Annotated in this window: 15 protein-coding genes and 1 other RNA gene; 6 read left to right on the forward strand and 10 right to left on the reverse strand. The window is 42.0% G+C overall.

Features of this window, described 5'->3' with window-relative positions; translation table 11 throughout:
- Nucleotides 1–22: 22 nt before the first annotated feature.
- Nucleotides 23–265: a YdcH family protein gene (locus AN394_RS03285; protein WP_055020789.1), complete on the reverse strand. Its 243-nt coding sequence runs from the start codon at nucleotides 263–265 to the stop codon at nucleotides 23–25.
- Nucleotides 266–515: 250 nt separating this feature from the next.
- Here AN394_RS03285 and AN394_RS03290 point away from each other — a divergent pair, with 250 nt between their 5' ends.
- Complete coding sequence (locus AN394_RS03290) at nucleotides 516–1,145, forward strand: response regulator transcription factor (protein WP_054561079.1); 630 nt, start codon at nucleotides 516–518, stop codon at nucleotides 1,143–1,145.
- Entirely contained in the window at nucleotides 1,132–2,697 is a 1,566-nt protein-coding gene (locus tag AN394_RS03295) for an MASE1 domain-containing protein (RefSeq protein WP_054561080.1), read from the forward strand. Before AN394_RS03290 ends, AN394_RS03295 begins: the two co-directional genes overlap by 14 nt.
- Nucleotides 2,698–2,707: 10 nt before the next feature.
- Here the strand turns inward: AN394_RS03295 and AN394_RS03300 are convergent, their stop codons facing one another.
- From AN394_RS03300 to rsmI, 3 genes are all read right to left on the reverse strand, one after another.
- Nucleotides 2,708–3,229, reverse strand: a complete 522-nt coding sequence (locus tag AN394_RS03300) for a hypothetical protein (protein WP_054561081.1) — start codon at nucleotides 3,227–3,229, stop codon at nucleotides 2,708–2,710.
- A 344-nt stretch (nucleotides 3,230–3,573) separates the two neighbouring features.
- An RNA gene (gene rnpB / locus AN394_RS03565) (RNase P RNA component class A) lies at nucleotides 3,574–3,925 on the reverse strand.
- A gap of 42 nt (nucleotides 3,926–3,967) precedes the next feature.
- Nucleotides 3,968–4,825 carry a 16S rRNA (cytidine(1402)-2'-O)-methyltransferase gene (gene rsmI / locus AN394_RS03305; RefSeq protein ID WP_054561082.1) on the reverse strand — a complete coding sequence of 286 codons (858 nt, stop codon included), beginning with the start codon at nucleotides 4,823–4,825 and terminating at the stop codon, nucleotides 3,968–3,970.
- Between the two features lie 61 nt (nucleotides 4,826–4,886).
- Here rsmI and AN394_RS03310 point away from each other — a divergent pair, with 61 nt between their 5' ends.
- Genes AN394_RS03310 through dolP form a run of 4 tightly spaced genes read left to right on the forward strand, consistent with a single transcriptional unit; the run spans nucleotide 4,887 to nucleotide 8,360 of the window.
- Nucleotides 4,887–6,764 carry a penicillin-binding protein activator gene (locus tag AN394_RS03310; RefSeq protein WP_054561083.1) on the forward strand — a complete coding sequence of 626 codons (1,878 nt, stop codon included), beginning with the start codon at nucleotides 4,887–4,889 and terminating at the stop codon, nucleotides 6,762–6,764.
- Between the two features lie 38 nt (nucleotides 6,765–6,802).
- Nucleotides 6,803–7,174, forward strand: coding sequence for a YraN family protein (locus AN394_RS03315; protein WP_055020790.1), 372 nt, complete (start codon nucleotides 6,803–6,805; stop codon nucleotides 7,172–7,174).
- 32 nt (nucleotides 7,175–7,206) lie between these two features.
- Nucleotides 7,207–7,794, forward strand: coding sequence for an SIS domain-containing protein (locus AN394_RS03320; protein ID WP_054561085.1), 588 nt, complete (start codon nucleotides 7,207–7,209; stop codon nucleotides 7,792–7,794).
- Nucleotides 7,794–8,360, forward strand: coding sequence for a division/outer membrane stress-associated lipid-binding lipoprotein (gene dolP, locus AN394_RS03325; protein ID WP_054561086.1), 567 nt, complete (start codon nucleotides 7,794–7,796; stop codon nucleotides 8,358–8,360). The genes AN394_RS03320 and dolP overlap by 1 nt, the downstream gene beginning before the upstream one ends.
- 65 nt (nucleotides 8,361–8,425) lie before the next feature.
- Here the strand turns inward: dolP and AN394_RS03330 are convergent, their stop codons facing one another.
- From AN394_RS03330 to rpsI, 6 genes are all read right to left on the reverse strand, one after another.
- Complete coding sequence (locus AN394_RS03330; protein WP_054554182.1) at nucleotides 8,426–8,866, reverse strand: ClpXP protease specificity-enhancing factor; 441 nt, start codon at nucleotides 8,864–8,866, stop codon at nucleotides 8,426–8,428.
- Nucleotides 8,866–9,492: a stringent starvation protein SspA gene (gene sspA, locus AN394_RS03335; RefSeq protein ID WP_054554181.1), complete on the reverse strand. Its 627-nt coding sequence runs from the start codon at nucleotides 9,490–9,492 to the stop codon at nucleotides 8,866–8,868. The genes AN394_RS03330 and sspA overlap by 1 nt, the downstream gene beginning before the upstream one ends.
- A gap of 79 nt (nucleotides 9,493–9,571) precedes the next feature.
- Nucleotides 9,572–10,309, reverse strand: a complete 738-nt coding sequence (locus tag AN394_RS03340) for a cytochrome c1 (RefSeq protein ID WP_054554180.1) — start codon at nucleotides 10,307–10,309, stop codon at nucleotides 9,572–9,574.
- A complete protein-coding gene (locus AN394_RS03345) occupies nucleotides 10,306–11,571 on the reverse strand; it encodes a cytochrome b N-terminal domain-containing protein (protein WP_054554179.1) in 1,266 nt (421 codons plus the stop codon). The genes AN394_RS03340 and AN394_RS03345 overlap by 4 nt, the downstream gene beginning before the upstream one ends.
- A complete protein-coding gene (gene petA, locus AN394_RS03350) occupies nucleotides 11,571–12,161 on the reverse strand; it encodes a ubiquinol-cytochrome c reductase iron-sulfur subunit (protein WP_054554178.1) in 591 nt (196 codons plus the stop codon). Before petA ends, AN394_RS03345 begins: the two co-directional genes overlap by 1 nt.
- 645 nt (nucleotides 12,162–12,806) lie before the next feature.
- Nucleotides 12,807–13,199, reverse strand: a complete 393-nt coding sequence (rpsI, locus tag AN394_RS03355; protein ID WP_095209788.1) for a 30S ribosomal protein S9 — start codon at nucleotides 13,197–13,199, stop codon at nucleotides 12,807–12,809.
- Between the last annotated feature and the right edge of the window lie 4 nt (nucleotides 13,200–13,203).

Raw genomic sequence — 13,203 nt, forward strand, 5'->3', positions numbered from 1 at the left:
GGAGCATTATTCGATTCATTTATTAAGCACTGGCTTTTAAAAAGTCATAAAGTTCATCTTTTAGCACGGCGCGTTGATGCTTCTTTTCATGCATGTCCGCATCTTCTATTGGAGAGTCTTGCAACTCAAGAGAGCGAATTTCTTTATCCATATCATCGTAACGTTGCATGGTTTTCTTGAAGTGAGCATCGTGTTTCGCGAGGCTATGGATTAATTCATTAAACTCAGGGAATTCATTCAATAACGAGTGTTTTTCGCCTAGCATGGGCAACTCCTTTAGCTAGAATTTAAGTTCAATTTCACTGTACCACTGCAACATACAGAGTCAACGCAGTAACCTTGTCCGAGATCAATAATCACAACGATTCAGAAAATATAGCGTTTAAACTAGAAATGTTCCTAAGCTTTAGTCCCATTAAAATCAGGACACATGAACGCGTATTTAATTAATATAAGAATAATTCCTAGACATAACTTATTGAATTAGGGATATAATAAAAATCTATGGAGGGATTATGCGAATTGGAATCATTGAAGATCATCAACTGGTTAGAGATAGCTTTAAAAAATTATTAGAGCTACAAAACGGGTGGCAAGTTATCATAGAAGCCTGCTCAGTCACTGAGGCAAAACTTGCTGTTAACTTAGAGCAACCTAATGTATTTATTGTTGATATATCAATGCATGACGGTGAAAACGGACTCGCATTTCTTACCTATCTAAACACTCACTTTCCCGACATAAAAACCATTGTTGCTTCTATGTATGACTACGAGCCATACGTTAGCAACGCCTTAAAGCTCGGCGCTCAAGGTTATGTTTCTAAACGCTCAGCATCAGAAGCTTTAATTGATGCAGTCAATTCAGTTATTAAAGGAGGGCGCTATATCAGTGAAGATGTGAAATTTAATACTACTTCCCCTGCAAGCAAACTTTCTTTTTTAACACCAAGAGAGAAAGAGGCACTTCCCTTATTTGCCAAAGGGCTAAATGCTAAACAAGTTGCGCAACAACTCGATATGATGCCCAAAACAGCCCACGTACATAAAACGAATATATACAACAAACTTGAAGTCACTAATTCATTTGAATTATTAAAAGTTGCTATAGATTCCGGGATGATCACACTTGATGAACTGGCATAAGCTCGTTTCAACAAAGTGTTCTTCACTTAGCTTAATAACTGAAGCATTTAACCAGTTATTGGTGTTTGCGCTTTACTTTTTAGCCTTATATTTATCCTCTTGGGTGAGTAATCATTTAGAAACCGTTGCCCAAAGTAGTGCTATATACCTGCCAGCAGGGGTGAAGCTCGCATTTTTTGTTATTTTTCCAGTGCGATTTTGGCTAATGCTTTGGATTGCTTCTCGACTTTATGCGTCGTATTTAGGTGTCTATTACAATGGTGAATGGAGCTTTGATTTATTTCACGGTTTCTTTCAAGAATTAACCTATATGGCTATCGTCTACAGCTTTAAGAAAAGCCGCTGGCCACCAAAAATCACCTCTAATTCCGGGGCTTTGTCGTTAATTCTACTAGCCGTTTTTTCAGCTTCTTTTAAATGGTTTTTGTTTTCGAGCGCCTTTGAATTCACAACCTGGTTAGAAGGTAAGCAAGTATTACAATATCAACTTAATATGACATTAGGCGACTTGACAGGAACATTATTAGTGGCCCCAGCATTATTGTTAATTAGCCAAAGCTACAGCCTTGTGCCCTCTCGTCATCATGCTGTTATTTTACTAAGCTTATTAGCACTGGCATCTATTTACATTGTTAGTTACCTAGGCCACTCAGATCTTTACCCTTTGCTACGCCTTTGCTCACTTCTACCGGTAATTTGGTTCTCTTATAAATTTGGTATTAAAGGAGCAATAGCAAGCGCCTTGGTAAGTAATACGCTGATCGTTGCACAAGCAGGCCTCACCCAAGATGCGACCAATACTTACATTAGCCAATTATTTATCCTGGCCAATTCAGTAACAGGGTTACTGGTAGGGACCGCCACTAACGAGTTAAAGATCAAAAATAATCAACTACAAGCCAGTAACGAAAAACTCACTGCGCTGCTTGAGAAAAATAAACAGCTCGCTAAACGCATGGTAACTGTGCAAGAAAATGAGCGAAAGTATTTGTCTCAAGAACTTCATGACGAATTAGGCCAAAATCTAACAGCACTTAAAACTGACCTGACGGTACTTTCGATAGCACAACGAAATAATGAAAATACCCTCGTTGAAGGCCTAAAAGAAAATGCAAAGGCGATGTATGACTCTGTTTATCAAATTATGCATCACTTAAGACCTAGAGAGCTTGATGAGCTTGGGCTAGAGCAAGCTCTTAAAGAAGGACGCTTTAACTCTCTGCTAAGTAAAGCATCAATCAAATACGTAGCTGAAATAAACTTAAGTTCAGCAATATCAGATGAACATCAAACAGCTATTTACAGAATTTGCCAAGAAGCAGTCACAAACTGCATCAAGCACAGTACAGCCACAGAGCTAAGGCTCAGCTTGTTGGCTCACGAACAGTATATATGCCTTACTATTATGGATAATGGAAAAACCAAGACCACACTGCAAGAGTCTGGTGGCTACGGGTTATCATTTATTGAAGAGCGGGTTATTGCCCTTGGCGGTACATGTACGGTTACTGAAATAGATGGATTTAAAATTGAAGTATACTTTGATATTTGAATACAACTAGTTACCTTAAATAAACCTGCTTGGTAAGATATTTTTTCTTAATATTCGCAAGCTGTATTTCTGCTTGATTACCTATAAGCTGTAACAACAAGCCATGCGCTATTTCCCTTTCGCCCAACTTCGATTTAACAACAACTTCTTTACCAATTGCACCTTGCAACCTCGGTTTAGGAAAACTCGCTTTAGTAACGGGTTTAAGCCCCTCGTTTTCAACAAACAAATTTAGACAATGCTGCTTAGCGGCACTGATCCAGTCATCATGGGATTTAACAATATCAACGTTATTTAGAAAGTGTATCAAAGCGCTATTTCGACTACTAAATTCGCTCGAAACATCAGACATATTTTTCACTTGTGCCCACTTACGAATAACAACGTACTTGCCTTGCTTGAGCCTTGCTAAACTCGTCGACGCCCCCGTCATCCTGCTATACCATTCAATTCTGTAACAAGAAGAGCCTAAGCTATGAAGAAGAATAGTCGTATTGCCAAACTCCTTAGTACTTCCCTCAATAACACTCATTTTCAATCCATTAAGCATAAGTAAATTAGATTTAAAGGATATACAGAACAAGCCGTTATGATAATGAGTGACTTTCTTAGTGAGTCTAAGAAAAATTCCTAGTTTGCAGAGAATGGTTAAACAACTGAAGAGTGCCCTCTTGATAATAAAGAGCAAACAATTTCGATTTGGTTTGAGGGTTTCGAAAACATGGCTCTTTTAGAAAACAAAAAGCCTCGGTAAATACCAAGGCTCTTGTATAAGTTGGTGAATCAGCCAATAAGCCGCTGTTTTATATGCACGGAGTGGATTTTCTCCACCCTAAAAACAAAAAGCCTCGGTAAATACCGAGGCTCTTGTATAATTTGGTGAGTCAGCCAATAAGCCGGGTTCTGTCGTGGATAATCATTCGTCTAGGCCATAAATTGCTCTATGGCTCAAGCAACCTACCCGGTTCCAACGTGGGCCACGCCATAAGGAACCCTATTTGGTCTTGCTCCGGGTGGAGTTTACCTTGCAACCAACTGTTACCAGTGGCCCGGTGCGCTCTTACCGCACCCTTTCACCCTTACCAACCGAAGTTGGCGGTCTCCTCTCTGCTGCACTTGTCGTAGGCTCGCGCCCCCCAGCCGTTAGCTGGCACCCTGCCCTGTGGAGCCCGGACTTTCCTCCCCCTGCGCATTTTCGTTGCAGGCAGCGATTATCTCGGCTGACTCGGCGCGCAGTATACCTGAGCGCGCACGTCTATGCAGTAAAGAATTAGTCTTTTTCGTCAATAATTGCTTTATAAAGTGCGTTTTTCTTCAAACCAAAATACTCAGCCACAACACCGCAGGCTTTTTTCAGTGGCATTTCGGCTTCGAGTAAACCTAGCATGCGGCGCGCATCTTCTGGAATATCGTCACTTTGCTTTGCTTTACCCGGTAGCATCAGTACGATTTCACCACGCTGCTTAGTGGGATCATCCGTTAAGAACTGTTTTAGCTCGGCAACTGTGCCATTGAAAAAGGTTTCGAAAGTTTTGGTAAGTTCTTTGGCAAACACTACTGGCTGCTCTGCACCGAGTGCTGCTTCTAAATCATCAAGGCTCGCCATAATACGGTGGGTACTTTCATACATGATGCTAGTAATACCTGAGTTTACCGCTTCAATGAAAAAGGTCTGCCTTGCTTTACTCTTTGCTGGTGTAAAACCAATAAACTGAAAACGATCTGTTGGTAAACCAGAACAACATACAGCGGTAATTGCAGCACATGCTCCCGGCACTGGCGCGACGTGCGCGCCTTGTTCACGGCATAAATTGACCACCGCATAACCAGGGTCGCTAATAAGTGGCGTGCCGGCGTCAGATACCAGCGCAATGTTCATTCCTTGCTCTAACCAATCTACAATTTGTTGCGCTTTTTGTTTCTCGTTATGGTCATGCAGAGCAAAGGTTTTTGCTTTGATATTAAAGTGGCTTAACAACTTTCCTGTATGACGAGTATCTTCAGCGGCTATTAAGTCAACCTCAGATAGGGTTTGGATGGCACGCTGGCTGATGTCATCAAAGTTACCAATAGGCGTGGCAACAATGTAAAGAGTGCCGATTTTATCTGAATTGTCCTCATTTAACATTGAGGTCTCCTGCGTCAGTCAGTAATATAAGCAAATCGCGTTAACGTATCGGGAAATCATTGTGCGACTTAAACTTGTTAGTCTATTAATTGTATTGTCAGGGTTATCGGCTTGTAGCACAACCGAAAAACCTCGAAATAGTGCAGAAAATCAATCGAGCCAATCGAGTATTGCGCTATCACAGCTAACCGACGCACAATCTATGTACCAAGCGGCGCTAAACCGTCAAGGTGCCGATAAAATCCAGCTTTTATATACTGCACGTGATGCGGCTATCAGTGAAGAGCGCTGGGCACTGCTAGAAAAAATCTGCCTCGAACTTGAAGCAACCCCAAGTGTCGACCAAATTCAAAACAAACTTTACATTGCCCTTGCGCAAGAGCATCAAGGCAAAAGCGACTTAGCTTTAGCTCAGTTACAACAACTTGAGCCTCAGTTAAGCCAGCCAGAGCATCAAGCATGGCATCAATACCTGACTGCGCGCGTTTACGCGTCGCAAGGTATGCCAAAACAAGCAATGCCTTTCTTTTTTAAGGCATCAACACTTAGCAGCGAAAATAACTTTACCGTTGCCAATTTAAACAAAGATTTATGGCAAAACCTAACCCAGCTTTCATCGTACGCACTTGAGCGCTTTAACCGAGGCTCTGTGGTGCAACAAGGTTGGGTTAATTTAGCGCTTTATCATCAAGTGTATTTAGGTGCGCCTGTAGAACTTCACCAAGCAATGAATAACTGGCTGCGTCGCTACCCGGGTCACCCAGCCGCTGAAGTGCTGCCAAAAAAAGTGACTGAGCTGGTACAAATTGAACCTTTAAATGTGAACCGTTTAGCTGTGCTTATTCCACAATCAGGTGCTAATGAGCGATTAGGTGATGCCTTAAAAGCCGGTGTGCTTGCGGCCTTAGATGGACAGTCATTAGAGCAAACCCTATTTATTGATGAATCACTATCAGCTGCAGAGATCTCACTCAAGCTAAGCGAATTTAATGCTGATTTTATTATTGGCCCACTACTAAAAAGCAATATCGAAAAGCTTACTAGCGCACAAACACTGGTTGATTACCCGGTAATGCATTTAAACACCTTTGATGGTGAGCGCATTTCACAGCAGCACTTTTTCTTTGCACTAAGCCCTGAGCATGAAGTTCAGCAAGCATTAGAGCGATTTTTAACAGCAGGCTATCAAAAGCCGATGTTGCTAGCCCCTAATAATAGTAACGGTCAGCGTTTAGTTGAACACTTTAATACGCAGTGGCAACGATACAGCGAAGTTAAACCACAAATAGGGTTTTACTCAGGTAAAGATGATATGCCGAAAACCATCACTGGCTTACTTGAAGTAGACCAAAGTAAAGAGCGTATTAAAGTCGTCAAATCATTATTCAAGCAAGAAGTAGAAAGTGAAACCCGCTCACGCAGCGACATTGACGTGATTTATATTTTAGGTGATGCCACCGAAACACGCTTAATCAAGCCGTATTTAGACGTTAACGTGAGTACCTTTGCAGATCGAATCCCGCTTTATGCCAGCTCAAAAAGCCACAGTAAACAAATTGATAGAACCGATAAAGGCGACTTAGATGGCCTTTATTTTACGGAACTACCTTGGATGCTTGACGGTCAAATTCAGCAACACAATTTACGCCAACAGTACGAAAGCTTATGGCCAGAAAACGCTGATATAAGCCAGCGCTTATTTGCCATGGCGTTCGATGCAGCCAGTATGCTCGGTGATGTAAAACAACTGAGTATGGTACAAGGCAAACGCTTTAGTGGTATCAGTGGTCAATTAAGCATTGCTAGTAATGGCTATGTTACACGCACCCTAGATTGGGCACAGTACAAGAATAAGAAAATCATTGCGGTTGATTTAGCGACTGAGCAACCAATCCCGCTATTTATGCAATCTGCTATTGGGATTAATGCCGCTGAATAACCTTTTTTAAAACGTAGTATTAGCTCAAGGATGAAGCTATGTCGTGGTTTAATCAATTGTGGCAAAATAGCCGCGAGAAAGGCCTGTATTACGAACATCAGGCAGAGCAGTATTTAATACAACATGGCTTAAAAGCCATTGAGCGTAATTACTTATGTAAATACGGTGAGCTTGACCTAATAATGCGTGACGGGCAAACACTAGTATTTGTAGAAGTAAAATTTAGAAAAAACGCCCTGCGTGGTGGTGCAAACTATGCGCTCAGCAAACAAAAGCAGCAACGATTAAGGCGCACGATTAGCCATTATCTTGCCGAGAAAAAGATCTCAAACCAGGCTATGCGGATAGATTATGTCGCTATAACAGGTGAGCTTAACAGCACCCTAAACTGGTTTAAAAATGTTTACTAACGCCGTTTGGCGTCGGCTTAATTTGGTAGGTTATGCAAGAAACGATAAAAAAAATCTTTACCGAAAATATTCAAGTTCAAATAGCGGCAGGTGAAGTACTGCCAAGCGCACTTGAATCGGCAGCGTTCACCATTGCACAAAGTCTTATTAATGGCAATAAACTGCTGTGTTGTGGCACTCCTAGCTGCCACATGTTGGCACAGCATATGGCTGGGCTGTTAATTAACTTTTATGAAACCGAGCGCCCATGCCTACCCGCAGTTGCGCTTGCACAAGATCAAGTTAACTTAGGCTCAGCCGCAAATAATGATGAGCACGAAACCTTTGCACGACAAATTCGTGCATTTGCACAGCAAGGCGACCTTTTATTAGCAATTGCTGTCAATGGTAATGAAAAGCAGATTATCTCAGCCGTTGAAGCGGCACTGACCCGTGATATGAAAGTGATTGTGCTTGTTGGTGATGATGGTGGTGAATTAGTTGGCTTACTTGGCCCAAATGATGTTGAAATTCGTGTTCCATCCAAACGCCCAAGCCGTATTGTTGAGTCACACTTAGTGAATTTACACTGCCTCAGTGAGCTTATCGATTTAACCTTATTCCCACAGGAAGAAAATTAATGTTTAAACAGTCTTTACTAGTATTTGGTACCGTTTTATTGCTGCAAGGCTGTGCAGCTGCCGTTGTCGCCGGTACTGCAGGCGCTGTAACTGCTGCGAATGATCGCCGCACGATTGGTTCACAAATCGACGATAACAACATCGAAATTAAAAGTTCTATTGCTATCAGCGAAAATGAGCGCCTACATAAATTTGCTAACGTTAACGTCATTAGCGTTAATGGCATTGTGCTTATGATTGGCCAAGTTGCTAACGCAGAAATGAAAGACGAAGCACAACGCGCTATTGAAGGCGTTGATGGTATTCGTAAAATCCACAACCAAATTCGCATTGGCTCAAATATTGGTATGAGTACGCAAACGCACGACTCTTGGTTGACTTCTAAAGTGAAAACGCAATTGCTCACCACAGAAAGCATCAGCAGCAATAACATCAAAGTCGTAACAGAGAATGGCGAAGTCTTTTTAATGGGCTTAGTGAGCGACTCTGAAGCGAATTTAGCGGTTGATGTAGCACGTAACGTATCAGGCGTTGAACGTGTTATTAAAGTGTTTGAATATCTGTAACGCTAAATAGTTAATTAATAATAAAAAACCCGCTAAATAGCGGGTTTTCTTTTGTCTGACTAAGGTTACTTAATCACTCGTAAGTGAGCACCTTTTTTCTTCTCTGGTTTAGCAGGTGGTTCATCATCTGGCGTAATATCGTCAGGTGTTTCAACACTTTCTAATACCGGAGCAAAATCGTCTTCGTCCTCGATGAATTCTTCTGCAGTAAATACAGTCCCTTCACCATTCTCACGTGCATAAATTGCGAGCACAGCACCCATAGGTACGTACACTTGCATTGGTTGGCCACCAAAGCGCGCATTAAAGCTAAGCTGTTGGTTGTCCATTGCAAATTGTGTTACCGCTGATGGGCTAATGTTCAAAACGATCTGACCGTCTTGCACAAACTGTGTTGGTACTTGTACAGCAGGAAAATCAGCGTTAACCACTAAGTGTGGTGTGCACTGATTATCAACAATCCAATCAAAGAAAGCGCGTAGTAAATAAGGACGATTAGGCGTCATTATAAACGGATCTCACGCTCTGCTTCAGTTAGTGAAGCTTGGAATGATTCACGCTCAAATAAACGCAACATGTATTCTTTAAGCTCTTTCGCGCCTGCACCATTAAGCTCAATGCCAAGCTCAGGTAAACGCCAAAGTAGTGGTGCTAAGTAACAATCAACTAAGCTGAACTCTTCACTCATGAAGTAAGGTGCTTCAGAGAAGATTGGTGCAATTGCAAGTAACGCTTCTGTAAGCTCTTTACGTGCTTGCGCAGCTTCGCTGCTACCGCTAGTGATTTTGTTAGCTAGGCTATACCAATCCGTGTCGATACGATGCATCATCAGACGACTACGGCCACGCATAACCGGATAAACTGGCATTAGTGGAGGATGAGGGAAACGTTCATCAAGGTATTCCATGATGATGTTTGCCTGATATAAACCAAGCTCACGATCGATCAGTGTTGGTACTGTACCGTAAGGGTTAATCTCATGAAGTGCTTCTGGCAGGTTATCCTTTTCAGCCAGGTGAATGTCAACACTTACACCTTTTTCAGCAAGTACGATACGTACTTGATGGCTATACATACAGTTAGCACCAGAAAACAGGGTCATTACAGGGCGCTTATTGGCAGCTACGGCCATGCCTACCTCCATTATATTACAAAAACAGCAATAGGGGCTTAAGCCCCTATCACAAAACTACCTTTCAAAATGCCCAGGATTAGTGAACATCTCTCCAGTATTCTTTCTTCAGCATGAATGCCAAGATAAATAGAATCACTAGGAAACCAATTACCTTAAGACCTAACGCTTCTGACTCTAAACGTGACGGCTCGCCAACGTAAGCTAAGAAGTTAGTTAAGTCACGAGCAGCACGATCGTACTCGTCAACACTCATTTCACCAGAACCATCTGTTTCAACGCCAACAACTTTAGTCACAGTGTGACCATGTTCTTCCACTTCTTCAGTGATTGGTGTTGGTAAACCTTGTAGTTCTTGAAGAACGTGTGGCATACCTACCGATGGGAAAACAACGTTGTTTACGCCAAACGGACGAGACTCGTCTTTATAGAATGACTTCAGATAAGTGTAGATCCAGTCAGTACCACGAACTCGCGCAACAAGCGTAAGATCCGGTGGCGCTGCGCCAAACCATTTAGCTGCGTCATCTTTATCAATCGCATTTTTGATGTGGCTACCTACTTTTGAGCCATCAAAAATTAATTGCTCTTGACCAATCTCAGTAGGAATACCGATATCGCGGAACGTACGCTCATAACGTTGATACTGCATTTGGTGACAACCAAGACAGTAGTTCATGAACAATTTAGCACCGCGCTGTAAAGATGCGTTATCTTTAAGGTCAATGTTCGCATCCATTAAAGGAACCGAAGGACCTGCTGCCATTGTCAACGATGGCAACAATGCGAATAAACCGATAATTAGCTTTTTCATCATTTCGTCAACCTCGTTGGTAATGGCTTAGTTTTCTCATTCTTGCTGTAAACAAATAACAATACGAAGAACATGAAGTATGTCACAGTCGTGATTTGTGATAACAGCGTTTTGAAATCAGTTTGTGGTGTAGCACCAACCCAACCCAAGATAACGAAAGTTACCACGAATTGTGCGATGTTTAACTTGTGTAAACCACAACGATAACGAATAGAGCGAACCGAACCACGGTCAATCCAAGGTAGTAACGCAAGCACTACGATAGATGCACCCATCGCCACAACACCCATTAACTTGTTAGGGATTGCACGTAGGATTGCGTAGAATGGCGTAAAGTACCAAACTGGGAAAATGTGCTCTGGTGTTTTCAGCGGGTTAGCTGCTTCGAAGTTTGGCGCTTCTAGGAAGAAACCATTCATCGCAGGCATAAAGAATACAACCCAACAGAATAAGATTAAGAAACCAACCACACCCACAATATCTTTTACTGTGTAGTAAGGGTGGAACGGGATTGCATCAACAATGTCTTTCTTGTTGGTGTAATACTCGTGGAATTTGAATTTAGGCTTATCTTCTTCTGCTACAGTGCCTTTCTTACGCTTAATTTCAACACCATCAGGGTTGTTTGAACCCACTTCGTGTAGTGCAACAATGTGTAAGAATACTAAGATAACGATTACTAAAGGTAATGCAATTACGTGTAGTGCAAAGAAGCGGTTAAGCGTAGCACCAGAAATTACGTAGTCACCACGGATCCAAAGCGTTAAGTCATCACCAATAACCGGAATCGCACCGAATAGTGAAATGATTACCTGTGCACCCCAGAAAGACATTTGTCCCCAAGGTAGTAAGTAACCCATGAAAGCTTCAGCCATAAGCGCTAAGAAGATGAACATACCGAATAACCACAGTAATTCACGTGGTTTTTGGTAAGAACCGTAGATCATGCCACGGAACATGTGCAGGTATACAACGATAAAGAACGCTGATGCACCTGTTGAGTGAAGGTAACGAAGTAACCAACCGTATTCTACATCACGCATGATGTATTCTACCGATGCGAAAGCACCTTCAGCAGATGGTACGAAGTTCATTGTTAACCAGATACCAGTTACGATTTGGTTAACAAGTACTAACATGGCTAAAGAGCCAAAGAAGTACCAGAAGTTAAAGTTTTTTGGTGCTGGATACTGTGCAATATGCATGTTCCAAACACGTGTCATTGGAATACGATCGTCGATCCAACCAATAATTTTACCAAACATTACGCCACTCCTTTTTCTTCACCGACTAGAATAGTCGTGTCATCAAGGAAGGTATACGGAGGAATTTCTAGATTTAATGGTGCAGGTACAGATTGGAATACACGACCAGCCATATCAAATTTAGAACCGTGACACGGACAGAAGAAACCGTCGTCTGTGCCCTCTACTTTCTCACCAAAGCCACCTTGTAGGAAGCTAGGAGAACAACCTAAGTGCGTACAAATACCAACAGCAACGAAAATTTCAGGACGTTGCGAACGATATTCATTGGTTGATGATTCAGGTTGTTGAGGCTCTTCAGACGCAGGATCACGAAGTTGACCTTCATGTTCTTTCATCTGTTCAAGCATTCTTGGTGTACGATTAATAACCCAAACAGGTTTTCCTCGCCACTCAACACGTATTAATTGTCCTGGCTCAAGCTTGCTGATATCTACTTCTACAGGCGCACCCGCAGATTTAGCTCGCTCACTTGGATTCCAAGACGCAATAAAAGGAACAGCAGCCCCAGCCGCACCAACACCACCAACAACAGAGGTAGCTATGGTTAAAAAGCGACGTCGGCCATTGTCTACAGGCGCATTGCTCATCCACTTATCTCCACTATGATTCCCAACACTTGCCATATTGAGAACATCAGTTACAGCAGGTTAATTTTTAGAAATTTCAAAATAGACGCGATCATAATTAAAACCCTTGATTAAAACAAGGTTATTCACAGTCTCATGCTCGAATAAACCCTATTTAATGAATTATTAATTTAGGTTAGCTCGAGTATGAAGCCGCTGGTTATGATAACGCATATAAAAAAACAATATACTGACCAAGATCAACCTCACTAAGAGGAAACAGAATTCTGCATTAGCTGTTGTTGAACTCACTCACATTACTTGCCCCCCAATTGTAGCAAAAAATTTCATCAATTAACTGATGGATTTAAGCTAATTTTGCTAAATCTTGAAGTTTTTTTACTGTAATACGTACTAATTATTATCAGTGGTCAAATATCGAACGAAAAAAGGTAGGGTTTTGCGCTTCAGCGAGATGCGAGATGCGAGATGCGAGATGCGAGATGCGAGAAGTATATGGGAATATTAAGCCTTGGCAAGAACTTGTTCATTCAAGCAGTGAGCCCTCTCTCGATCAGCTAAAAACTGACGGCTTAAAGCTGACAGCTCTGAAAAACAAAAAACCCAGCCGAAGCTGGGTTTTTGGTATTCTGATAAACGTAAATATTAACGTTTTGAGAATTGTGGACGCTTACGTGCTTTCTTAAGACCCACTTTCTTACGCTCAACTTTACGTGCATCACGTGTAACGAAACCTGCTTTACGAAGTGTAGGACGTAGAGACTCGTCAAACTCCATAAGTGCACGAGTGATACCGTGACGGATAGCACCAGCTTGACCAGTAGTACCACCACCTGAAACAGTGATGTGTAGGTCAAACTTTTCAGTCATTTCTACGTGCTCTAATGCTTGACGAACAACCATGCGAGCAGTCTCACGACCGAAGTACTCTTCTAGAGAGCGCTTGTTGATTACGATGTTACCAGTGCCTGGGCGTAAGAATACGCGAGCACTTGAACTTTTACGACGACCTGTACCGTAGTATTGATTTGCCATGATAGTG

Source organism: Pseudoalteromonas sp. P1-26, from assembly GCF_001401795.1.
GTDB lineage: Bacteria > Pseudomonadota > Gammaproteobacteria > Enterobacterales > Alteromonadaceae > Pseudoalteromonas.